At 66.2% G+C, this 20,963-nt stretch carries 19 protein-coding genes and 1 riboswitch; of the genes, 8 read left to right on the top strand and 11 right to left on the bottom strand.

Features of this window, described 5'->3' with window-relative positions; all coding sequences use genetic code 11:
* Nucleotides 1–207: 207 nt before the first annotated feature.
* Both VL52_RS10900 and VL52_RS10895 read left to right on the top strand, forming a co-directional pair.
* Entirely contained in the window at nt 208–1,308 is a 1,101-nt protein-coding gene (locus VL52_RS10900; protein ID WP_046157082.1) for an agmatine deiminase family protein, read from the top strand.
* 26 nt (nt 1,309–1,334) lie between these two features.
* Nucleotides 1,335–2,294, top strand: a complete 960-nt coding sequence (locus VL52_RS10895; RefSeq protein ID WP_046157057.1) for a LysR family transcriptional regulator — start codon at nt 1,335–1,337, stop codon at nt 2,292–2,294.
* Here the strand turns inward: VL52_RS10895 and VL52_RS10890 are convergent.
* The 3 genes from VL52_RS10890 to VL52_RS25005 all read right to left on the bottom strand — a co-directional run bounded on the left by VL52_RS10890 (nt 2,245) and on the right by VL52_RS25005 (nt 6,305).
* A complete protein-coding gene (locus VL52_RS10890; RefSeq protein ID WP_235429280.1) occupies nt 2,245–3,000 on the bottom strand; it encodes an AraC family transcriptional regulator in 756 nt (251 codons plus the stop codon). The genes VL52_RS10895 and VL52_RS10890 overlap by 50 nt on opposite strands.
* A gap of 169 nt (nt 3,001–3,169) precedes the next feature.
* Nucleotides 3,170–5,419 (bottom strand): M9 family metallopeptidase, encoded by a 2,250-nt coding sequence (locus VL52_RS10885; RefSeq protein WP_046157056.1) that lies wholly within the window; start codon nt 5,417–5,419, stop codon nt 3,170–3,172.
* Nucleotides 5,420–6,080: 661 nt separating this feature from the next.
* Nucleotides 6,081–6,305 carry a hypothetical protein gene (locus tag VL52_RS25005; protein WP_160298936.1) on the bottom strand — a complete coding sequence of 75 codons (225 nt, stop codon included), beginning with the start codon at nt 6,303–6,305 and terminating at the stop codon, nt 6,081–6,083.
* Here VL52_RS25005 and VL52_RS10880 point away from each other — a divergent pair.
* Together VL52_RS10880 and VL52_RS10875 are read left to right on the top strand one after the other, a co-directional pair.
* Nucleotides 6,304–6,927 carry a hypothetical protein gene (locus VL52_RS10880; protein WP_052717275.1) on the top strand — a complete coding sequence of 208 codons (624 nt, stop codon included), beginning with the start codon at nt 6,304–6,306 and terminating at the stop codon, nt 6,925–6,927. The genes VL52_RS25005 and VL52_RS10880 overlap by 2 nt on opposite strands.
* Before the next feature lie 21 nt (nt 6,928–6,948).
* On the top strand, nt 6,949–8,343 hold the full coding sequence (locus VL52_RS10875) for an alkaline phosphatase family protein (RefSeq protein ID WP_052717276.1): 1,395 nt from the start codon (nt 6,949–6,951) through the stop codon (nt 8,341–8,343).
* 7 nt (nt 8,344–8,350) lie between these two features.
* Here the strand turns inward: VL52_RS10875 and VL52_RS10870 are convergent, their stop codons facing one another.
* Together VL52_RS10870 and VL52_RS10865 are read right to left on the bottom strand one after the other, a co-directional pair.
* A complete protein-coding gene (locus VL52_RS10870; protein WP_046157055.1) occupies nt 8,351–10,072 on the bottom strand; it encodes a diguanylate cyclase in 1,722 nt (573 codons plus the stop codon).
* A 113-nt stretch (nt 10,073–10,185) separates the two neighbouring features.
* On the bottom strand, nt 10,186–10,833 hold the full coding sequence (locus VL52_RS10865; protein ID WP_046157054.1) for a helix-turn-helix transcriptional regulator: 648 nt from the start codon (nt 10,831–10,833) through the stop codon (nt 10,186–10,188).
* Between the two features lie 288 nt (nt 10,834–11,121).
* On the opposite strand from VL52_RS10865, the gene VL52_RS10860 reads away from it, so the two are divergent.
* Nucleotides 11,122–12,087: a threonine/serine dehydratase gene (locus VL52_RS10860; RefSeq protein ID WP_046157053.1), complete on the top strand. Its 966-nt coding sequence runs from the start codon at nt 11,122–11,124 to the stop codon at nt 12,085–12,087.
* On the top strand, nt 12,074–13,009 hold the full coding sequence (locus VL52_RS10855) for an ornithine cyclodeaminase family protein (RefSeq protein WP_046157052.1): 936 nt from the start codon (nt 12,074–12,076) through the stop codon (nt 13,007–13,009). The genes VL52_RS10860 and VL52_RS10855 overlap by 14 nt, the downstream gene beginning before the upstream one ends.
* Before the next feature lie 61 nt (nt 13,010–13,070).
* Here VL52_RS10855 and VL52_RS10850 read toward each other — a convergent pair whose 3' ends face one another.
* On the bottom strand, nt 13,071–14,096 hold the full coding sequence (locus tag VL52_RS10850) for a magnesium transporter (protein ID WP_046157051.1): 1,026 nt from the start codon (nt 14,094–14,096) through the stop codon (nt 13,071–13,073).
* A 77-nt stretch (nt 14,097–14,173) separates the two neighbouring features.
* Nucleotides 14,174–14,338, bottom strand: a riboswitch (M-box (ykoK) riboswitch).
* A 322-nt stretch (nt 14,339–14,660) separates the two neighbouring features.
* On the opposite strand from VL52_RS10850, the gene VL52_RS10845 reads away from it, so the two are divergent.
* Nucleotides 14,661–15,440, top strand: coding sequence for an HAD-IIA family hydrolase (locus tag VL52_RS10845; protein ID WP_021476393.1), 780 nt, complete (start codon nt 14,661–14,663; stop codon nt 15,438–15,440).
* A 122-nt stretch (nt 15,441–15,562) separates the two neighbouring features.
* Here VL52_RS10845 and VL52_RS10840 read toward each other — a convergent pair whose 3' ends face one another.
* The 3 genes from VL52_RS10840 to VL52_RS10830 form a co-directional block, all read right to left on the bottom strand.
* On the bottom strand, nt 15,563–16,969 hold the full coding sequence (locus tag VL52_RS10840; RefSeq protein WP_052729257.1) for an MFS transporter: 1,407 nt from the start codon (nt 16,967–16,969) through the stop codon (nt 15,563–15,565).
* An 81-nt stretch (nt 16,970–17,050) separates the two neighbouring features.
* Nucleotides 17,051–17,650 carry a hypothetical protein gene (locus VL52_RS10835; RefSeq protein WP_046157050.1) on the bottom strand — a complete coding sequence of 200 codons (600 nt, stop codon included), beginning with the start codon at nt 17,648–17,650 and terminating at the stop codon, nt 17,051–17,053.
* A 97-nt stretch (nt 17,651–17,747) separates the two neighbouring features.
* Complete coding sequence (locus VL52_RS10830; protein WP_046157049.1) at nt 17,748–18,674, bottom strand: LysR family transcriptional regulator; 927 nt, start codon at nt 18,672–18,674, stop codon at nt 17,748–17,750.
* Between the two features lie 202 nt (nt 18,675–18,876).
* On the opposite strand from VL52_RS10830, the gene VL52_RS10825 reads away from it, so the two are divergent.
* Nucleotides 18,877–19,812, top strand: a complete 936-nt coding sequence (locus VL52_RS10825) for an alpha/beta hydrolase (protein ID WP_046157048.1) — start codon at nt 18,877–18,879, stop codon at nt 19,810–19,812.
* A 9-nt stretch (nt 19,813–19,821) separates the two neighbouring features.
* Here the strand turns inward: VL52_RS10825 and VL52_RS10820 are convergent, their stop codons facing one another.
* Nucleotides 19,822–20,277, bottom strand: a complete 456-nt coding sequence (locus tag VL52_RS10820) for an aminoacyl-tRNA deacylase (protein WP_046157047.1) — start codon at nt 20,275–20,277, stop codon at nt 19,822–19,824.
* Nucleotides 20,278–20,291: 14 nt separating this feature from the next.
* Nucleotides 20,292–20,915, bottom strand: coding sequence for a LysE family translocator (locus VL52_RS10815; protein WP_046157046.1), 624 nt, complete (start codon nt 20,913–20,915; stop codon nt 20,292–20,294).
* Nucleotides 20,916–20,963: the final 48 nt, after the last annotated feature.

Here is a 20,963-nt window from a genome sequence, read left to right as displayed (position 1 = left end):
TTGCGATTCGCTGGATGGAAAAAACCAATTCCGTTATAGGGTTAATGTCATTTTTATGCCATTAGGCTGGTGTTTTTACTCATGGATTGAGAGCGCGTTAAGGGTTTATACATGATAAGAATTGATTGATTTGCGGAGAATTAATCAATTTTTCAAATGAAAATCTTCCAGCACAATGCCAGCCATGAATTCAAGCAAGGAAGAGCGATGACGAGCAGACGACGATTTCTGGGCGGGAGCCTGCTGGCGGCGGGAGGATGGTTGGCCGGCAAGGCCCTGGCCGGCGGGGGCGCGCCGATGGCCGAGGATGGGTACAGGATGCCCGACGAGGGCGAACGCCACGCCGCAACCTGGATGGCGTTCGGCCCCAGTTTGGCGGTGTGGGGCGGGCGGCTGCTGCCGGCGGTGCGCCGCGATCTGGCGCGGGTAGCGTCCTCCATCGCCGCCTTCGAGCCGGTGCGCATGCTGGTGCGGGAAGAAGAGCGCGATCTGGCCGCCAGGCTGTGCGGCCCCGATGTGGAACTGGTGGCCCAGCCATTGGACGATCTGTGGATACGAGACAGCGGACCGGTATTCGTCAAGAGCGGCGCGGGCAGGCTGGCCGCGGTGGATTTCAATTTCAACGGCTGGGGCAGCAAGCAGGCGCATGGCCGCGATGCAAGGGTGGCCGGCTTCGTCGCGGCTCAAGCCGGCGCGCTGTCCCTGCGCGCCCGGCTGGTGCTGGAAGGCGGCGGCATCGAGGTGGACGGCGAGGGCACCGCCATCGTCACCCAGAGCTGCGTGCTCAATCCCAACCGCAATCCGGGCTCGAGCAAGGCGCAGTGCGAGGGCGAGCTGCGCCGCTTGCTGGGGGTGGAGAAAGTGATCTGGCTGCCGGGCATCGCCGGACGCGACATCACCGACGGCCATACCGATTTCTACGCGCGCTTCGCCCGGCCCGGCGTGGTGGCGGCCGGGCTGGAGACCGACCCGGCCTCCTACGACTACCAGGTGACCCGCCGCCACTTGGCTATTCTGCGCCAGGCGCGCGACGCGCGCGGCCGCAAGCTGGAGGTGGTGGCCATTCCCGGGCCGTCCCGCGTTAGACCTGAGCATGAGAGCGACGAAATGGCGGCCGGCTACATCAATTTCTATGTTTGCAACGGCGCGGTGATCTCGCCAGAGTTCGGCGATCCCAAGGCCGACCGCAACGCCTTGAGCGCGCTGCGCGAACTGTTTCCGGAGCGGGAGGTGGTGCAGCTGAACATAGACGCCATCGCGGCCGGCGGCGGCGGCATCCACTGCGCGACTCAGCAACAGCCCGTCTGAGCGCGGTTCGAACCAAGGGAGAAAGCATGCCGGAACATGATGGATTGAGCGCGGAGGAGGTTTCAGAGCAAGCCGGCGCGTCGCGGTTGCCGTCGTTGCGGTTGCTGGCGGGATTCGAGGCGGCGGCGCGGATAGGCAGCTTTTCCCGCGCGGCCGAGTCGCTGCACCTGTCGCAATCGGCGATCAGCCACCAGATCCAGCAATTGGAGGAGTTTGTCGGCCAGCCGCTGTTCCACCGGGTGGGGCGCGGCGTGGAGCTGACCTTCGCCGGCGAGATGCTGCAGCAGAGCGTGGGGCGCGCGCTGGAAACCCTGCGCCGCGGTCTGGACCGGATCGCCGTCTACACCGATCCCGGCCTGGTGGCGCTGGTGGGGCCGGCCTTCTTGCTGCAGGGCTGGCTGCAACCGCGGCTGGCCGCGTTGCGCGCCGCGCACCCGGACATTGTGCCTTTGCTGTCCATCGACGAGTCGCCGGGCCAGGCGGATGAGATAGATCTGGACCTGCTGATCTCGCCGCGGCCGTTGTCGCTTGATGGCTGGGAAGACGCGCGCTGGCTGCGCGACGAGTGGCTATTCGTCTGCGCGCCGGCGCTGGCTGAAGAACTGGCCGGATTGCCGTTCGAACGCCATCACGAGCTGGCGCGGCTGGTGTGCCTGGAGAGGGCGCGGCTGCCGGATGCCGCCGAGGCGGAAACACAGCGGCTGCTGCGCCGCTTCGGCGTGGCCGCCATCTACGACGATGCCCAGCTGGCGCGCGACGCCGCGCTGCGCGGCCACGGCATCGCCTGCCTGTCCTCGCTGGCGGTGGACGAGGACCTGCGCGAGGGGCGGCTGCATGCGCTGGCCGGCTACCCGCGGCTGCCGGGCGCGCAATGGTGGCTGTCGCGGCCGGAGAGCGCTTTGCGGACCGAGGCGATGGAGCGCATGCACGCGTGGCTCAGCTCTGCCGCGCGGGAGGGGCCTGCCAGCGCAATTGGCGCGGACTGAGCCCCAGCAACTGGCGGCATAGCCGGGTGAGGGCGCTCTGGTCGGAGAAGCCGCAGCCGGCGGCGATGTCGGCCAGCGAGCGGCGACTGTGGCGTATCGCGTGGCAGGCCGCCTCCATCCGGGTGCGGCGGATGAAGTCGCCGGCGCACTGCTGGAACACCCGCTTCATCCGCCGGTCGAGTTGGCCGATGCTGAGGCCGGACAGCTCGCACAGCTCTTCCAGGTGCAGCGGGCGGTGGTAATGAGCCTGGATGTGGTCGACGCAGGCGGCGAAACGCTCGTCCAGCAGCTTCTCGCGGGTGAGGTCGGCCAGATCCTTGGAGATGCAGACCAGGCCCAGCAGCCGGCCGTCGGGATGAAGCAGCGGCTGTTTGCTGGTCAGGCACCAGCCGGGCGTGCCGTCTGGATAGACGGTCAGGTCCAGCCGGTTGCGCAGTGGCTGCTGGCTGGAAAACAGGATGCGGTCTTGTTCCCGGTAGCGATTTGCCATCGCGCTGGGAAACAGCTCATGCGCGGTGCGGCCTTCGGCCTGATCCCGGTTGCGCAGCGCGCAGCGCGGCACGCAGCCCTCGCTGAGGGTCAGATAGCGGCTGTCCAGGTCTTTCACGGCGAACACCATATCGGGCAGGTGGTCGAACAGCGCCGCCATCGCGCGCGCGGCGGCCAGGTCGCTGACGAGATGCGGCTGCTGCAGGGGCATGTTCATGACGGGGCGATCCTTGCGCGATTGCCGCGGCCTGGCGGCGCGATGGCGATGCCATCCGGGCTGCCAATTATTCCTTTGGCATTTATTTAAAACAGCATCGCTCATCTGTATGCGTTTTGCAAGAATGCCGCGGCGGGCGCCGAATGCCGCCGCGGCGATGCCCGCTCCCTTACTCGTAGCTGGCGCTGACGGCGACGTTGGCGAAAGGCTGCTTCGCCTGCAGCGTCAGGTAGTACCAGTGGCCGGCCTGCGGCGCGGCGATGGCCACCGATTCCTCGTTGCCGGCGCCGGCCGACGCGTAGTCGTAGCTGGCGGGCGTCGGATAGCGGTCTTTCGCCACGTAGAGGTCCACATCGCCGCTGCCACCGCTGGTCCACAGCTTGAGGTTGCGGGCGCCGGCCGGCACCCAGATGGTGGCATAGGCCGCGCCGGACGAGGACAGGCCGGAAATCGAGCAGTTCTTGCCCAGCCGCTCGGGATAGCCTTCGTTGCATGCCGGCAAGCCAGTGGACGGCGGCAGCGGCGGCTGGCCGGCGGTGGTGGCGCTTTGCGTCCAGGCGGCGAACTCGCTGTCGTAGCGGCTGCCTATCTGCCGCATCATGCCCATGTAGCCGCCCGCGTAGTCGCCCTTGCGGAACAGCGGCAGCATCGTGTCCACGTCGGCGCGGTGGCGCTCGAACATGAAGCGGGTGGCCATATAGCCCCAGCGGTAGGCGCGGGTGACGTAGTCCGGCATGTCGTAGGTGTTGCCGAAGATCTGGCTCAGCTTGTAGTTGCCGGTCTTGGCGACGTCGATGGCGGTCTGGTTGTCGTTGCGCAGCGACAGGTACTCGGCCAGGCCCTCTATCCACCACACCGTCGGCTGTTGGGTGGCGGCGGAGAAGTCGCCGTACATGTCGAAGCGGCCATCCAGATAATGGATGTATTCATGCTCCAGGTTCCACACCTTGAACACCGGACGCAGCCACGAGGCCTCGTGGGCGATGAAGCGCGCCTGGTTGTTGGGATCGGCCGGGTTGCCTTCCAGATACATGCCGCCGTTGTCGGTGGAGATGCCGTAGATCACGCCGGCGTACTTGGAGTAATTGTTGTAGTCGTCGAACACCACCACCTCAAGCGAGGTGCTGTTGTCGTTGGCCACCGGCTGGTTATGCGTCTGCAGCATCTGGTGGAAGTAGGACTCCTCCTTCTGCAGCAGCGCGCACGAGGCTTGCATCTGGTCGGTGGTCATTTCCTGGGCGCGGATGCGGATGGTGGGGCTGCAGGTGTAGCGGTTGACCAGGATGGCGTCAGCCAGCTTGGTTTCGAAGCCGCAGGTGCCGTATTCGGCGCAGCTGGCGTTGTCGTAATACTTCACGGCTTCCGCCGCCGCCAGCCACAGCTCGTTGTCGGCGCCGGTCATGCTGCTGCCCGCCAGGATGGCCTTGACCTGCGGCTTGATCGCCGGCTTCAGCGCCGGGTACTGCATGAAGCGCAGGCCTTCGCGGGTGGCGTCGCCCAGCTGGAACGCGGTTTCAGTGCCCAGCAGGCTGGCCTTGTCGGCCTGGACGAACTGGGTCAGCGCGGCGGAGTAGCTGCCGTCGTTCTGCAGCAGCGGTGCGGCGTTGGCGCGGCCGTGGGCGTAGAAGAACACGGTCAGCGCGCCGGTGAAGCCCTGGCTGGCGGTGGTTTCGCGCAAGGCCTGCGCGGCGTTGGGATTGGCCGCGGTGTTGGTGTAGCGCTGGACGATGGCGCGGATGGACGGCAGGTAATAGGCCTCGTCCGCCATATTGGTGATCAGCGTCATCACCTCGTTGGCGGTGGTGGGCGCCTGGCTGTTGGCGGCGAACAGCGCAGCGCCGTCGGCCAGTTGCTTGATGCCGGGCCGCAGCACGGCCTGCAGATTGGCGTCCAGCGCCGGCAGCGTGCCGGTGCTGGCCAGGTAGTAGCCGGCGCGCAGGTAGAGCGCGAGGTTGACCAGCGTCATCGACGACGCGTTGTAAGCCGCGGCCTCCTGGGCGAAGCGGCCGGCCACGGCGTTGAGGTTGGCCGCGCTGTAAATGGTGGCGGCCAGGTTTTTGTCCAGCGCGAACAGGCCATAGGCGCAGGTGTAGTCGGGCAGGGTGGCCAGGTAGTTGGCGAGATCGGCGCCGCCGTGGCCGGCCATCGCGTTCATGTCCTGGCATTGCGGCGTGGCCGCGTGGCGGGCCAGCTTTTTCAGCGGCCGGCCGATCACGGTGCGGTTGTCCTGCAAATGGTAGCGGGACTGGAAATCGGTCGGCGGGAGCTGCCGCCACAATCTGGGCGGAGCCGGCTGCCTGGGTTTGGCCTGGGCCTTGGCCTGGTGCGGCATTTTGTAGGTTTTGGGCGCGGCGTGGGCCGGCGCCGACAACGCCGCGGCCAGGGCCAGGCACAGCGCGGCGAGGGGAAGGCTTCGCATATTCTGTCTCCGGAAAGTCAGGGCGTTTCCCTGACCGGAAGATCATGCCAAGTGTCCATGCGCATTTCTTGGCGAGTCTTTTCGCCGCCGCGCGCAGATTTGCCAAATGCGCTCAGGCCGCTGGGTTCGCTATCGCCGCCGGCCGGCCGCAAGGTGGCCTGGGTGGCATTGAGCGCGGTTGCGCTGGGCGTGGCGGGCGAGGAGCCGCCGCTGGCGGCCGGCGAGCTGGCGGCAGGCTTATTACTCGGTGCATACCCGTCCGGAGGTATTGGAGACCGGCGAGGCGGAAATTGTCCGCATCGGGGATACGCTGCGCAAGCTCGGCCGCTTGTAGGCGATGGCGGAGGCGGCTGATGGCGTGGTCGTCTTCGCCTGGGCATTTAGATGAAAGGATTGCTGTATTGGCGGACGGGAGCGTCCTTGCCCAACGCCTGCATCATAGGTATTCGTACTAGCTTGCATTGATTGGCCTGGCCGTCAAAAGTGGTGATAGGTCATGCGTTCGACAACATTCATCGCCATTTCAGTGCATGCGAACCTATCCACCCGCATCGCAAGCCGACCCGATTCATCGCCCGCTCATGAGCGGCACTTTCCCGTCGCCTGATTTCGGATCGCCAATGATTGATCATCCGGTAAAGCTCGCGATTGCTTAACCTTTCTATTCAAATTGCCGGGGCCGTCCCTCAGCGTCGGCCGGCAGCAGGCCGATCCGCTCCGTGCGTCTTGCGACCGGCATAGCCTGGCCGTTGTCGGAAAAAATCGCGAGCAGGTTCGGCGCGCCGGCTTGGGCGCGTTTTGTGTCGCGGTAAACGAGGCTGGCGGTATGACCAGCGCCATGAGCAGGCCGCCGGCGCCAGATTGGACAGACCAAGGAGTTCTCCATGTTCGGATCCATGCAAGCCGACGCGCGGATTGGCCACGGTGTAAGAGCCGTCTGTCTGGCGGGGCTGATTTTCTGGGCGGGGTCGGTAACAGCGGCGCGGGCGGACGAGTCCGCATCGGCTCCCGTGTCGACACCAGTGGCGGCAAGCGGTTCGCGGTCAGCTGGTATGCCGTCTGGCGACAGCGCTCCTGGCCCGCGTGAGGTCGCGGGAGCTGCCGGCAAGGAAAAGCTCCCAGGGCTTCCCAGTGGGCTGACGATCGCGTTGCTGGCCGGCGTGACGCTGTTTTGGCTGACAGCCCTGATCGGCTTGATCAGGAGTTTGCGCGAGGGGGGATGGAAACTGACCCAAGCGCTGATGGAGGAGGCAGCCTTGCCTGAAGGCACGCCGCCCCCGGCAGCAGGAGCGGTGCCCCCGATGGTGCCGAGCGTATCCCGACTGATCGCCATGGTGGGAACCATCGTGCTGGGCAGTTTTTTCCTCGCTATCGGCTACTACGTTCTCTGGCAGCTGTGCAATGGCCAATCGATTGAGGCGGCGCAGGGCGCTTGGTCGTATTTTGCCGGTGGCGCGACACTGTTTCTGCCCTATGGCGTGAACAAGCTGTCATCGGTTTTCAAATAGCGTGCTCAGGGAGGTGGCGCGATGTCCATCAATCCGTCCATCAAGAAGCTCTTTGTCCTGATGCTGGAAAACCGGTCCTACGATAACCTGTTCGGTTGGTCCGATTTGCGAGGTTGGACGCCGGGGGGCGTGCCGGCGCATGCCGATGGCTTGCTTGGCAAGCCCGTCTATAGCAATCTCGATGCGTCGAATCGGCCGCATGATGTCGCTTCCGGCGCGCCTTACCGGCTTGATTTCGATCCCGGACACGAATTCTCGGATGTGCTGGTCCAGCTTTGCGGCAGAAACATGCAGGCGGGAAATTGGTCGGTACGGAATGACGGAGTATCCCTGGGGCAGGACGGCGCGTATCCGAAGATGGCGGAGTCCCCCGGCGACTTGGGTTTTGCTTATTGCCTGGAGGCGCATGGTTTCGACATCGCGAGCGCCATGCGCTGCTTTTCTCCAGAGCAGTTGCCGGTGCTGAATTTTCTCGCGCACCAGTTTGCGGTGTGCGATCGCTGGTTCTCCAGCATGCCGGGACCCACCTGGCCCAACCGTTTCTTCGCGTTGGCGGGCACTTCGTGGGGATTGGACTACTCTCCGTCCGATCTGCGGACTGTCGGGTCGGATTTTTTCGACGGGGAAAAGTTCGGCAATGGCAGCGACTCCCTGCTGACTAGGCTGGCGCCGGAAGAATGGCTGGTCGCGCATGGCGATACGCCGCAGTCGTGGTCGATAAAAGGCGTAGACGCCAATGGCCGCAAGGACTGCTTCATCTCGCATGATGCGTTGCTGAGCCGGCTGGCCGCCGGCAGATTGGGCGAGCAGGTCAAGTTCGTATTCATCGAGCCACGCTACGATCCTCTCGGCGGATTCCGCGAGGGCGAGTCCATGCACCCTACCGGGGATGTTCGCGCAGGGGAGGCACTGGTCAGGAAGGTGTATGAGGCCATCAAGGCGTCGCCATATTGGGATGAGTCGATCTTGCTGGTCGTTTTTGATGAGCATGGCGGTTTTTTCGATCATGCGATTCCTCCGTTGCCTGGCACCTTGGGCGCGCCCCCGCTCGCCGCATCCCATCCGACCGGACTGACCCGCCACAACTTCCGCTTCGACCGCTATGGGGTTAGGGTGCCGGCCATCGTCATCTCCCCCTACGTGCGGCAGGCGACGATAGAACATACGTTTTACGATCATCTGTCCATAGGCAAAACGTTGGAAGAGATCGTGCGCAGAGGGGGCAGAGCCCCTTTGCTGGCCACTTCGCGTTTCGAGGACGCGGCGAGTTTTGGCAAGACGTTGGTACTGTCGAAACCGCGCGGGCGCGACGACATTCCCGAATGCCCCGTTCCGCTGCCATTGCCGGCAAGATCGGATGGCGTTTTGGGTACGCCTGCCGCACGAGCGTTCGCCGGCCTGGGGTGGCCGCCTTGATCCGGCGTCAGTGCTCGGCCATCACCACCCGGTTCCGCCCCTGCCGCTTGGCCGCGTACAGCGCGCGGTCGGCGGCTTGCAGCAGCGACTCCAGCGTGGCCGACGCTTCGCCCAGAGTGGCGACGCCGAAGCTGGCTGTGACCGCCAGTTGCTGGCCTGATGGCAGCGAGCATGGCGATTCTGCTATGCCCGCGCGCAGCCGCTCGGCCAGCGTTTCGCCGGATGAGGCGTTGCTGTGGCTGGCCAGCACCACGAACTCTTCGCCGCCGTAACGGCCGGCCAGGTCGTCTTCCCGGCAGATGCGCTCGATGATGGCGGCGACATGGACCAGCACCGCGTCGCCGCTGTCGTGGCCGTGCAGATCATTGACCTGCTTGAAGTGATCGATGTCGAACAGGATCAGCGTCGCCGATTCTCCCGTCCGGCGGGCGCGCGCGATTTCGGCGTCGGCGGTCTGGGTGAACGCGCGCCGGTTGGCGATGCCGGTGAGGAAGTCGATCCTCGACATCTCGGTCAGTTCGTCTATCAGCCGCTGCCGTTCCTGCTCCAGCACGCGTTTTTCCTGGTTGTTGCGCCGCAGGATGGCGATGGCGCGCAGCACGTCGCCGATTTCGTCCTTCCGCAGGGAGGCGGGGAGCTCGGCGTCCAGACTGCCGTGGGCGATGTCGGACAGCAGTTTGGACGCGGCCAGCAGCGGTTTGGCGATCCGCCAGCGGATGTAGGCGAACAGCGCCAGCTGCGCGATCAGCGCGATCACGCCCAAGGCGATGGCGCCGAGCAGATGCCGGAAGGCGGCCAGCCGCTGGGCGGCGGCCTCGTCGGCCGCGGTAGACAACATGGTGTCGCGCAGTTCGACGATGCTGTGCAGGGTGGGTACGTAGCCGGCGGTGAATTCGGCCAGGCTGACCCGGTAAGGCCGGCCGAGCCGGCTGTCGAGCAGGATGTCGTCCACCTGGGCCAGCCCCTGCTGGAAATAGAGGCTTTCCATGTCTCCCATGGCCTGCCGCGGGCCCGGCTGCGAGGAGGGGATGTTGAGGCGCAGGCGGATGGTGCCGCGCAGTTGCTCGATGCGGCCGAGCAAGATGTGGATGTCACGGGCTTCGCTTTCCGTCAGCGGCCGTTTTTCCGCCAGCGCGGGCGTCAGTGTCGAGCCCAGCCGGCCGGCGTACTCCCGCAGTTCGGTCGCCAGGCGGGCGCCGCTGAGAGGATTGGACAACTGGGGATAGACGTTCGATGCTTGGGACGAGAGGGCGGTCACCGCTTCAAGGACTGCCGGCACCACATCGAACATCCGCCGGATCGGCGCCATGATTTCGTTCGAGGTGGGCGCCGGCGCGGCGATGGCGCGGTCCATGCCCAGGCGCGCTTCGCTCAGCTGCCGTCTGGCGGTCCGGACGGCGGCCAGCGCCTGCCGGTGGTAGGCGGAGTTCGAGGGCGACAGGGCCGTGACCAGATCCTGCAGCGCGCGGTCACTGGTTTGCCGGGCCGAGCGCAGCCGCTCGCGGGCAGTTGGGTCGGCTGGCGAGCCGATCAGGACGTTGGCCGGTCCCCGCTCGAAGGAAATCTTTTCCACCGCGACCATGGCGAGATGGGCGATCTGTATCGAGCCCAGCCCCTCGTTGGCTGAGTGGTACGCCGCCCATTCGCCGTTGATGATCCAGGCCAGCGGCAGGCAGGCGAGGATGAACAGAACGAAGGTGACGATGGTGAATATCTTGGACAGGCGCATCGGTCGTTCAGTGCAAGAGATGCTGCGATCAGCGCAGACGCTGTGCAAGATTGAGTATATGCGCGGCGGCGGCGCGGCTGGAGAAATTCGCCGCGCCCGGCCTCTGCGGCGCGCTATCCGTCCGCGCCCTCGCGCAGCTCCTTGAGCCGTTTGTAGATGGTGGCGCGCCCCATGCCCAGTACATTGGCCACGTAGTTGACCGCGCTCTTGCCGCCGAACGCGCCTTCCGCGTGCAGGGCGTCCACCAGTTCCCGTTTTTGCGTCCGGCCCAGCGTGTTGAGGCTGGCGCCGCGCTCGCGCAGCCAGCCGTGCAGGAAGAGGTTGATCCGTTCCTGCCAGTCGTCGCGGAACAGCTCGGCCGGCTGCGGCCGCACGCCGGCGCCCTGGAGCAGGATGTCCAGCGCTCCGCGCATCTCATCGAACACGGCGATATTGAAATTGATGCACATCATGCCGGCGGGCCTGGCCTGGTCGTCGAACAGCACCGCGCTGACGCTGCGCATCCGGCGGCCGTCCCAGTTCAGCTTTTCATAAGGGCCGACCATCCGCTCGCGCGCCGTTCCCGGAATTTCCTCCAACGCGGAGTCATCGCCCGGCTCGCGGCGGGACAGATTGTTGGCGATGTGGAGCACGGTCTGGTCGTACAGGTCGTGGATCACCACTTCGACATAGGGGTGGAACAGGGTGGCGACGCCGTCGGCGATGTGGGCGTAGCGATTGAGCAGCAGGTCTTTCACCGGGGAGGGCGTGGTTCGGCGCATGGCGGTGGATGGATGGGAATGATGGTTGCGATTATAGACAGTTTGTCTCGATTCTGGACAGCGTCGTCTGTATGCCGCATCCGGCGAATCTGGTTGGATAACCTTATTGATTCACTGTCATTCGATCATTTTCTTATCCGGATCGGCGAAAGCCATGGCGCTTTCTATCGGCTAATTTTGTATTAATTGTCTATTTTGTAATTTTTGTCTATATTTGAGGCGAGACGAACATCAAACCTCCTGCGGCGGGCCATGCCTGCCGCCGGGTAATTTATAGGACGCGACATCATGAACAATTTGTACCAGCGCATAGCGGACGCCCATCAAGCCTTGCGGCCGCAGGTAGCCGTCACGCCGTTGCAGCACAGCCCGGGGTTGTCGGCGCTGACCGGCTGCGAGGTGTATCTGAAGTGCGAGCATTTGCAGCGCACCGGCTCTTTCAAGTTCCGCGGCGCCAGCAACAAGATGCGGCTGCTGGACGCGGCGTCCCGCCGGCTGGGCGTGGCCACGGTGTCCAGCGGCAATCACGGCCTGGGCGTGGCGCTGGCCGGCAAGCTGGCGGGCGTGCCGGTGACGGTGTACTCGTCGGCGGCGGCTTCGGCGATGAAGCTGGACGCGATCCGGGCCCACGGCGCGAAGGTGGTCGCCATCGACGCGCCGATGCTGGAAGTGGAGCTGGAGGCGGCGCGGCGCGCCGAGCGGGACGGCCTGCCCTTCGTTCCGCCGTACAACGACATCGACGTCATCGCCGGCCAGGGCACGATAGGGATGGAGCTGGCCGAGCAGCATCCGGGCCTGGCGGCGGTGTTCGCGTCGGTGGGCGGCGGCGGCATGATTTCCGGCATCGGCGCCGCGCTGGAGGCGGTCAGCTCTGAGACCGAAATCGTCGGCTGCTGGCCGAGAGGCTCCCAGGCGCTGTACCGGAGCATGCTGGCGGGGGAGGTTGTCGAATGGGAGGAACTGGACACCATTTCCGACGGCACCGCCGGCGGCGTGGAGCCGGGTGCCGTCACGCTGCCCATCGCGCGGCGGGTGATAGGCCGGACCGCGCTGGTGGACGAGGCCGAGATCAAGGCGGCGATGCGCAAGGTGGCCGAGACCGAGCGCTGGATCGTCGAGGGCGCGGCCGGCGTCGCGGCGGCGGGGCTGATCCAGTTGGCCGAGCATTACCAGGGCCAGCCGGTGGCGGTGGTGCTGTGCGGCCGCAACATCAAGCTGGAGACATTCCTGGAGGCTTGCCATGCTGCTGCTTGACCGCGAGGCCATCGCCGCCCGCTTCGACTCCGACCGGGCGCTGGCCGCGGTGGAGGCGGGTTTCATCGCCTATTCGCGCGGCGGGGTCCAGTCGGCGCCGGTGCAGAATTTCCGCTTCGCCGACTCCAACGGCGACTGCTGCGTCAAGTCCGCGCACATCGCCGGCGAGGAGGCGCTGGTGGTCAAGGTGTCCACCGGCTTCTACGATAATCCGTCGCGCGGGTTGCCCAGCAACGACGGCCTGATGCTGGTCTTGTCGGCTCGGGATGGCCGGGTGCTGGCGCTGCTGCAGGACCAGGGCTGGCTGACCACGATGCGCACCGCGCTGGCGGGGCGGCTGGCCGCCAGGCTGCTGGCGCCGTCGCGGGTCGCGCGCATCGGGATGCTGGGCGCGGGCGAGCAGGCGCGCGCCCAGCTGGAGCAGTTGCGGGCGGTGACCGATTGCCGCGACTTGAGCGTGTGGAGCCGGCAGCCGGCCCAGGCCGCGGCGTTTTGCGATTACGCCGCGACCCTGGGTTTCCAAGCGAGGCCGGCGGCCGATCCGCGCGAGGCGGCGGCGGAGGCGAATCTGATCATCGCCGCCACGCCGTCGCGCGAGCCTTTGCTGCGGCGAGGCTGGATACGTCCGGGCACCCACATCACCGCGCTGGGGGCGGACGGCCCCGGCAAGCAGGAGCTGGATCCATCCATCGCGGCCGAGGCCGACGTGGTGCTCGCCGATTCGCGGGCGCAGTGCGCGGCCTTTGGCGAGCTGTCGCATGCGGTGAAGGCCGGTTTGCTGGACCCGGCCCGCATCGTCGAGCTGGGCGACGCGCTGGCGCGGGGCGCACGCCTGCGGCGCAGCGACGACGACATCACGCTGGCGGATCTGACCGGCGTCGCCGCGCAGGACGCGGCCATCGCCGCCAGCGTGCTGGGCTGACGCCGGCGGCGGGTCAATGAGAAACGGCCCCGGAAATCGGGGCCGCGCGGAAGGGCTGGGATCAGGCCAGGTCGGTGATGACCAGCTTGGCGATGTTGAAGTAGATCACAAGGCCGGTGCCGTCGATGAAGGTGGCGATGAAGGGCGCGGACACCACGGCCGGGTCGATGCGCATCTTCTTCAGCACCATCGGAATGATGGACGACACGATGGCGCTCCATACCGTGATGGCGAACAACGTCAAGCACACCACCAGCGCCACTTCATGGCCGACGCCCAGCATCCAGGCTCGGAGCAAGCCCACCATGCCTATCGCCAGCGCGATCATGAACGAGGTGGTGACCTCCTTGCGCAGCACCGCGCCCAGGTTGCGCAGCCCCACCTCGCCCACCGCCATCGCCCGCACCAGGGTGGAGGTGATCTGGGTGCCGCTGTTGCCGCCGGTGCCGATCAGGAGCGGGATGAAGAAGGCCAGCGCGATCACCGCCTCCAGCTGTTCCTCGAATACCTGCAGGATGGTGCTGGTGTAGGCCTCGGCGGCGAACAGCAGCAGCAGCCAGGGCAGGCGCTTCTTCCACAGCGCCCAGGGGCTGCTTTCCAGGTAGGGCGTATCCAGCGGCAGGCTGGCGCCCTGGCGCTGGGCGTCGTCGGTTTCCTCGTCGCGGATCAGCACGGCGATCTCGCGCTCGTACAGCGCGCCGGCCAGCTTGCCGCCGCTGACCACCGGCACGGTGTCAGGCGACTTTTCCTGCAGTTCCGGCGCCACGTCGCGACGCAGCTGGCCGGGTTCGACCGAGTAATCGATGGACTGCATCAGCGCTGACACCGGGCGGGCGTCGTCCTTCTCGGTCAGCAGGGTTTTCAGCGACAGCCGGCCGTGCAGAAAGCCGCTGTCGTCGGTGACGAAGATCTGGGCCGGCACGTCGTCGTCGCGCAGCTGGCCCAGCATGTGGGCGCGGGCGTCGCCGGCCTTCATGTCGCGCCTGAGCGTGATCAGGGACACGCTCATATAGGAGGCGACGGTTTCCTTCAGTTTGATTTCCGCCGCGTTGCCGGCGGCGAGGGTGTGGCTTGCTACGTAAGTCATGGTGAGAAACTCCCCGTTTAGCTGTTTAAACCGCAAACAGTTCTCAATGGGGGCGACAACCAGGAGGAGAGTGCAGAAAGCGATCTCCGCGTCTAGGTTTTGGCACTATGCAACGTATCCGGGGGAAGTCACTTTGGGCTAAACCTTAATCCGATAAAGCCTGTCCTAACCTTGGGCGTCTCTCGACGTCGTCAGATCAGTGACCTGTGTTTGCATAGGAGCCTCGCCGAACGAGACACTGCATCTTTATTTGAAGCGATGAACAAACGCCGGCGCGCATGGCGGACGCCGGTTCCGATCCTGTCTGAAACCGAGTCGCCGTTGCGTGACGAACAGACGGTCTGAATGTGAAAAGTTTTGTTTGTTCCATGGTTTTTTCGTTTTTAGCGAATAAATATCGTTTGCATGTTTGTTTTCGCGCAATATCCTTGCGGGATGGCGATTGCGGGTTCGCTGGCGCAATCTGGCCGTCTTGCCCCCGTGCTATGCTGTTCCGGTCGCGGCGGCATGCCGCGGCCCGCGATCGTGCCCGCGCAACCGGCACTCGTGTTCTGGATACACCGTATGAGCAAAAGCATCATTTCCGACATGGATGGCGTGATCTACCGCGGCAAGCAGCTGATTCCCGGCGCGCGCGAATTCATCCAGCTTCTGATCGACACCAAAACGCCTTTCCTGTTTCTGACCAACAACGCCGAGCAGACGCCGCTGGACCTGCGGCTGAAACTGGAAAGCCTGGGCATAGGCGGGCTGACCGAGGACAACTTCATCACCAGCGCGATGGCGACGGCGATGTTTCTGAAAAGCCAGACCCGCAAGGCGATGCCCACCGCCTACGTGGTGGGCGGGGCCGGCCTGATCAACGAGCTGTACAACGTCGGCTTCTCCATTTCCGAATCCCACCCGGACTACGTGGTGGTGGCCAAATCGCAGACTTTCAGCTTCGAGCAGATCAAGAAGGCGGTGCGCTTCATCGACCAGGGCGCCAAGTTCATCGGCACCAATCCGGACATGATCGACCCGATCGAGGGCGGCGGCTACGAGCCGGCGGCCGGCACGCTCTTGGCGGCGATAGAGGCCGCCACCGGCAAGAAGCCCTACATCGTCGGCAAGCCCAATTCATTGATGATGATGCTGGCCACCCGCAAGCTGGGCGTGCATCCGGAAGAGGCGGTGATGATAGGCGACCGCATGGACACCGACATCGTCGGCGGCCTGGAGGCCGGCATGTGCACCGCGTTGGTGTTGTCCGGCGTGTCCAGCCGCGAATCGATGGAGCAATTCCCCTACCAGCCGGATTACGTGTTCGGCAGCGTCGCCGACATTGACCCGCAGGCGCTGTGAGGCGGAGCGGGCGCTTTCGGCGCCCGTTTTTTTTGGCGAACGGCCGGGCTAGAGCCGCTGACAATACCTCGCAGAGAGCCTGAGCCAAGGCGCGCCGACGCAGGATCAGGGTTTTGTTCGCGCTAATGCTGATGCTGGACCGGCAAGTCCGCGCCGTCGGCTTGTCCGGCCGCGCCGCGCGGGAACGCCCGCGGGCTGACCCAGGCGCCGACCAGAGCCAGCAACGCCGACATCGCCAGGATGGGCAGCGCGTCCGGCGGCGCGGCCGGCCGGGCCAGCGCGTGGATCAGCATGCCGGCCAGCGCCAGCGCGATGCTGGAGGACAGCGCGTCGCTCAGCTGCAGCGCGGAAGCGTTGCTGCCTTGCTCGTCCGGCCGGGACAGCTGCATCGTCAGCACCGACAACATCGGGAAGCTCAAGCCTATGCCCAGGCCGGTCACCGCCCAGCCGGCCACCACCCACCCCGCATGCAGCGACAGGGCCGCCGCGGCCAGCGCGGCGGACAGGCCTGCGGCCATCGCCGCAAAGCCTAGGGTCAGCCCGCGGCGGCGGGCAGCCTCGCGGTGTAGCCGCGCTTGGGTGGCGCTGCCCAGGCTCCACATCAGCGCGCTGGCCGTGAGCGCCAGGCCGGCCGAACCCAGGCTCCAGTGGTAGCGGGTGGTCAAGATCAAGGGAATGAAGGCTTCGCTGGCGAAGAAGGCGGCGGCGATCAGGCCGCGCATCGCCACCACCGAGGGCAGGCCTTCGGCGGCGCGCAGGCTGCCGGCGGGCAACAGGCGGCGCGCCGCGAAAAAGGCGAAGGCGAAGCCAACCGCGAGCGCCGGCAGCATGTACTGCGTTTGCGGCAGATGGCTGCTGCCGTGCAGGGCCAGCGCGCCGCAGGCGGCCAGCAGGCTCCAGCCCAGCCGCGGCCAGCGCATCGGTTTGGCGGCGCCGGCCGGCGCCTCCTGGCGGCTTAACGCGGGCAGCAGCAGCGCGCCGGCGATCGGCGTCAGCGCAGCCACCGCCAGGAAGACCGCGCGCCAGCCGAAGATGTGGACCAGGCCGGCGGCGATGCCGGGGCCGATCAGCGCGGGCACCACCCAGGCGCCGGCGAACATCGCGAACAGTTTGGGATGCAGCGCGGGCGGCACCGCGCGCGACATGCCCACGTAGATGGCCACGCCCAGCAGGCCGGAGCCCAGGCCCTGCATCAGCCGGCCCAGCACCAGCATGTATATGTCGGAGGCCGCGCCCGCCGCCAGCAGGCCGGCGATGAAGGCGGCCAGGCCCAGCCAGGCGGAGCGGGCGGCGCCGTAGCGGTCGCAGATCTCTCCGCCCAGCGTCATGCCCACCACCGAGGTGGCCAGCGTGCCGCCGAAGGCGATCGCGTAGAAATCCAGGCCGCCCAGAGCGGTGGCGACGGCGGGCATGGCCGCGGCGACGGCGATGGATTCGAAGGCCAGCAGCGAGATCAGCGCGATGCCGCCGATGCAGGCCGCGGTTCTGCCTTGGCTGAAGAGACTTTCATTCTTGACGGAGTGCTGCATGGGGACGCTCTTGTTGCGGTAAGAACCGTCATGATGAAAGTTGAAGTTAACTTTAAGTCAAGGGCGATGGTTTTCGGCGTCTCACGCGCCGGGGCAGGCGTCGGGCAGATCGTTCAGGCCCTGGTTGTCGCGGCGGAAGCGGGCGGCGGGCTTGTCCTTGCCGTAATCGATGTCGATCACGTACAGGCTGTCGAAATCGTCCTTGCCCCAGACCGGCACGTGGGCTGCGCCGTCCTTGCCGCCGTAGCGGCGCATGATGTCGGCGGCCAGCGCCTGCAGTTGCTTGTGTTCCCAGGCGATGTAGACCGTCTTGCCGTGGCTCAGCGGATTGACCAGCTGTTGTCGCAGGCCGTCTATCGCCAGCATGTCGAACGCGGTGTTGACCGGCAGGCCCTGGGCGATGGCGGTGGGCTCTATCGTCGCCAGCGGGCGGATGTAGTTGAAGGTGCCGGCCGGGTCGCGCTTCTGGCTGGCGGTGGACGGCGCGTAGATCTGGTCTGCTTTGCCGTATTTGGCCGGCAGGGTCTTGATCAGCGCCAGCGAGCGGTTCAGCCCCTTGCAGCTGAGTTGGCCGTAGCCGCCGTCCGGCTTTTCGCCATGGCGCAGCATGACCAGGGTCTGGGTGTCGGCGAAGGCGGGCGCGGCGGCGAGCAGGGAGAGACAGAGGAGGGCGGTTTTCATCGGCGGAGTCCATGAGGGGCGAGACGCCCATTTCGCGCCAGCGCCGCGCAGGATGCAAGCGGAATCGCGCATCCGCGCGGGCGGCGGGCTCTCCGGCTCAGGCAATCCGGGCCGGCTGGGTATCCCGTTTTTCGATCAGGAAGTCCATCAGCGCCCGCACCCGCGGCGGCATTTGCGCGCGCGACGGCACGTAGAGGTAGAAGCCGGGAAACGGCGGGCACCATGGCCGCAGCACGCGGACCAGCCTGCCGTCTTCCAGATAGGGCCGCAGCGCCAGATCCAGATGCTGGATCAGGCCGCCGCCCTGCAATGCCGCTCGGATCATGCTTTCGTCGTCGTTGGTGGTGTAATTGCCAAGGGGCTCCACGGTGAAGTCCCGGCCGGCCTCGCCCGGCGCGGAGAATTCCCAGTGGAAGATGGCGCCGCTGGTGGTGTGGCGGAAGCGCACGCAGTTGTGCCGCGCCAGATCTTCCGGCGAGGCCGGTTCGCCGTGGCGGGCGAAGTAGTCTGGCGAGGCCGCCACCGCCATTTCCAGCCGCGGCGAAATCGGCACCGCGGTCACATGCTCCGCCAGGCTCTGTCCCAGGCGGATGCCGGCGTCGCAGCCGTCGGCGATGATGTTGGCCAGGCCGTCGTCCATGATCAGCTCCAGCCGAAGCTTGGGATGGCGCGCCAGGAACTCGGCCAGATGCGGCTCCACCAGCAGCTTGGCCGCGCTTCTGGACGTGTTGACCCGCAGCAGGCCGGCCGGCTCGTCCCGGCTTTCGCCGATGCCGCGCACGGCGGCCTTGATAGACAACAGCGCCGGAAACAACGTGTCATACAGCCGCTGGCCTTCCTCGGTCAGCGACATGTCGCGGGTGGTGCGGTAGAGCAGCTTGACGTTCAGCCTCTGCTCCAGCGCCTTCAGGTTTTGCGACAGCGCTGCGCGCGACACGCCCATTTCCGCGGCGGCGCGGGTGAAGCTGCGGTGATGGGCGACGTGGGCGAACCAGGCCAGAGAGGGAAGCAGCGTAGGGTCCATGGCGGCTTGATTGTAAATTTCATCTTATCACTGTAGTGCGGATTGTGGTCTTGTTCAATATCAATGCTCTCCCTACCATGCATTCACAGACGCCGGACCTGCTGTCCGGCTTGGGAAAACACCATGGATAGGCGCTTGCCCGTCCATCTTCAAACGCAAGAGGCCTGCAAGCGCGACAAGCGCCGGCGGCCGGGAGAGCATCATGGCGGACAGCCGCATCAAGAAAGTCAGTTATCGCAACCTGGGCTGGAGCTCGGCGGCGGATCTATACCTGCCGCCGGACTTCGACGAAGGCCGGCGCTATCCGGCCATCGTCAGCACCCATCCGATAGGCAGCTGCAAGGAACAGACCGCCGGCAATGTCTACGCCGCTGCGCTGGCCCGCGAGGGCTTCGTCGTCATCGCCTTCGACGCCAGCTTCCAGGGCGAGAGCGGCGGCGAGCCGCGCTTCATCGAAGACCCGTCGATCCGGGTGTCCGACATCCGCTTCGCCATCGACTACCTGGTGACGCTGCCCTATGTCGACGCTGCGCGCATCGGCGCCATCGGCGTCTGCGGCGGCGGCGGCTACACCATCAACGCCGCGATGAGCGACCGCCGCATCCGGGCGCTGGCCTCGATCACCGGGGTGAACTTCGGCCGGCTGAGCCGCGAGGCCTTCAGCAACTTCGATCCCATCGGCGCGCTGCAGGCGATGGCCGAACAGCGCACCGCCGAGGCCCGCGGCGAAGCGCGGCATGTCATCAACTATTTGCCGCCGTCGCTTGAGGCCGCGATGAGCGCCGGCGTCGCCGACATCGACGTGCTGGAGGCCACCGACTACTACAAGTCGCCGCGTGGCATGCAGCCCAACGGCGCCACCAGCGGGCTGTTTTCGTTCAACAGCGCGGCGATAGCCTGGGACGCCTTCGCCCACGCCGAGTTGCTGCTGACCCAGCCGCTGCTGGTGGTGACGGGAGACAAGCCGGGTGGCTTCGGCGCCTACCGCGACAGCTGTGAAATCCACGGCCGGGCGGCGTCCAAGGTCAAGCAGTTGCTGGTGGCCGAGGGCTGGTCCCATTACGATCTGTACGACCGTCCCGAAGCGGTGGCGGTGGCGCTGGAAAAGTTGATCCCCTTTTTCCGGGAACACCTGTAAACCGCCGCGTCATTCGTACCAGATCGACACGCGGTTCAGTTCCGCCAGGACGCGGGGAGAGATCTTCAGCGTCCGGAGCGGATCGCCGGCGCCGCCGTAGACGAAGTCGTGGGCCAGCAGCAGGCGGTCCATCGCGCAGGGCAGATCCAGGCCCAGCAGCGGCACCGCGCCGGCGTCGCAGCCGGTGATCTCCCGCACGCGGCGGCGGTCCGCCAGGCGGGCGTGGCCGCGTCCGAGCAGTCGCGCCAGCTTGGCCCAGTCCACGCCGTCCCGTCCGCCGGACAGGATGCAGGCGAAGATGTCGCCGTCCGCCTCCACGATCAGCGTGGGGGCGGTCTGCGTCATCGCGATGCCGAAGTGCGCCGCGCCTTCTCGGGCCGAGCGCAGCGGCTTGCCGTGTTCCAGCACCTCTCCGCCGTGGCGATATGCCAGCGCGGCCAAGGTTTCCGGATCCCATTTCGTCATTCTGTCCCGCATCGTCACACCATCAGGATGCGCAGGCCCAGCAGCAGCATCAGCGCGCCGCCGCAGCCGTCTATCCACCGGCTCTTGCGGTGCAGGCCGCTCAGGATGGATGGGTGCGAGATCAGCAACGCCAGCAACGCGTACCAGCCGAAATCCAGTCCCATCGCGGTGACGATCAGCAGCACCTGGCTGCCGACAGGCATGTCGGCGGTGACGAACTGGCTGAGCAGGGCGACGAACATCACCGCCAGGTGCGGATTGGACAGCGACACCGCCAGGCCGGTGCGCGCGGCGCGCCAGGCGGAGGTCGGCGCGGCGGCGGAGATGTCGTTGCTTGCAGCCCGCGCCGGGCGTGACGCCGCGCGCAAGCCCTGCACGCCCAGCCAGATCAGATAGGCCGCGCCGAGGCAGGAGATGATCTTGAACAGCAGCGGATGCGTCGCCATCACCATCGCCAGTCCCTGGGCGGCGGCCAGCGCGTACAGGCCCACGCCCAGCGCGTGTCCGATCGCGGCGGCCAGGCCGCCGCCGCGCCCGCCGCGGGCGGTCTGCTGCAATACCATCGCCAGGCTGGGGCCGGGCGACATCGCGCCCAGCATGCACACGGCGGCGAATTGCAGCCAAGTGGTCCAGGTCATAGCTTTCTCCTTGTTTGATGACAGTCCGGACAAAGTCTATGAGCTGGG

Origin of the sequence: Chromobacterium vaccinii (assembly GCF_000971335.1) — a bacterium.
Lineage (GTDB): Bacteria > Pseudomonadota > Gammaproteobacteria > Burkholderiales > Chromobacteriaceae > Chromobacterium > Chromobacterium vaccinii.
The sequence above is the reverse complement of the archived record's forward strand: the minus strand, read 5'-3'. Positions and strand labels throughout refer to the sequence as shown.

Coding starts and splice junctions, on each gene's coding strand:
- VL52_RS10900 (WP_046157082.1), top strand. CDS start 208: ATGACGAGCAGACGACGATTTCTGGGCGGGAGCCTGCTGGCGGCGGGA.
- VL52_RS10895 (WP_046157057.1), top strand. CDS start 1,335: ATGCCGGAACATGATGGATTGAGCGCGGAGGAGGTTTCAGAGCAAGCC.
- VL52_RS10890 (WP_235429280.1), bottom strand. CDS start 3,000: ATGAACATGCCCCTGCAGCAGCCGCATCTCGTCAGCGACCTGGCCGCC.
- VL52_RS10885 (WP_046157056.1), bottom strand. CDS start 5,419: ATGCGAAGCCTTCCCCTCGCCGCGCTGTGCCTGGCCCTGGCCGCGGCG.
- VL52_RS10880 (WP_052717275.1), top strand. CDS start 6,304: ATGTTCGGATCCATGCAAGCCGACGCGCGGATTGGCCACGGTGTAAGA.
- VL52_RS25005 (WP_160298936.1), bottom strand. CDS start 6,305: ATGGAGAACTCCTTGGTCTGTCCAATCTGGCGCCGGCGGCCTGCTCAT.
- VL52_RS10875 (WP_052717276.1), top strand. CDS start 6,949: ATGTCCATCAATCCGTCCATCAAGAAGCTCTTTGTCCTGATGCTGGAA.
- VL52_RS10870 (WP_046157055.1), bottom strand. CDS start 10,072: ATGCGCCTGTCCAAGATATTCACCATCGTCACCTTCGTTCTGTTCATC.
- VL52_RS10865 (WP_046157054.1), bottom strand. CDS start 10,833: ATGCGCCGAACCACGCCCTCCCCGGTGAAAGACCTGCTGCTCAATCGC.
- VL52_RS10860 (WP_046157053.1), top strand. CDS start 11,122: ATGAACAATTTGTACCAGCGCATAGCGGACGCCCATCAAGCCTTGCGG.
- VL52_RS10855 (WP_046157052.1), top strand. CDS start 12,074: ATGCTGCTGCTTGACCGCGAGGCCATCGCCGCCCGCTTCGACTCCGAC.
- VL52_RS10850 (WP_046157051.1), bottom strand. CDS start 14,096: ATGACTTACGTAGCAAGCCACACCCTCGCCGCCGGCAACGCGGCGGAA.
- VL52_RS10845 (WP_021476393.1), top strand. CDS start 14,661: ATGAGCAAAAGCATCATTTCCGACATGGATGGCGTGATCTACCGCGGC.
- VL52_RS10840 (WP_052729257.1), bottom strand. CDS start 16,969: ATGCAGCACTCCGTCAAGAATGAAAGTCTCTTCAGCCAAGGCAGAACC.
- VL52_RS10835 (WP_046157050.1), bottom strand. CDS start 17,650: ATGAAAACCGCCCTCCTCTGTCTCTCCCTGCTCGCCGCCGCGCCCGCC.
- VL52_RS10830 (WP_046157049.1), bottom strand. CDS start 18,674: ATGGACCCTACGCTGCTTCCCTCTCTGGCCTGGTTCGCCCACGTCGCC.
- VL52_RS10825 (WP_046157048.1), top strand. CDS start 18,877: ATGGCGGACAGCCGCATCAAGAAAGTCAGTTATCGCAACCTGGGCTGG.
- VL52_RS10820 (WP_046157047.1), bottom strand. CDS start 20,277: ATGACGAAATGGGATCCGGAAACCTTGGCCGCGCTGGCATATCGCCAC.
- VL52_RS10815 (WP_046157046.1), bottom strand. CDS start 20,915: ATGACCTGGACCACTTGGCTGCAATTCGCCGCCGTGTGCATGCTGGGC.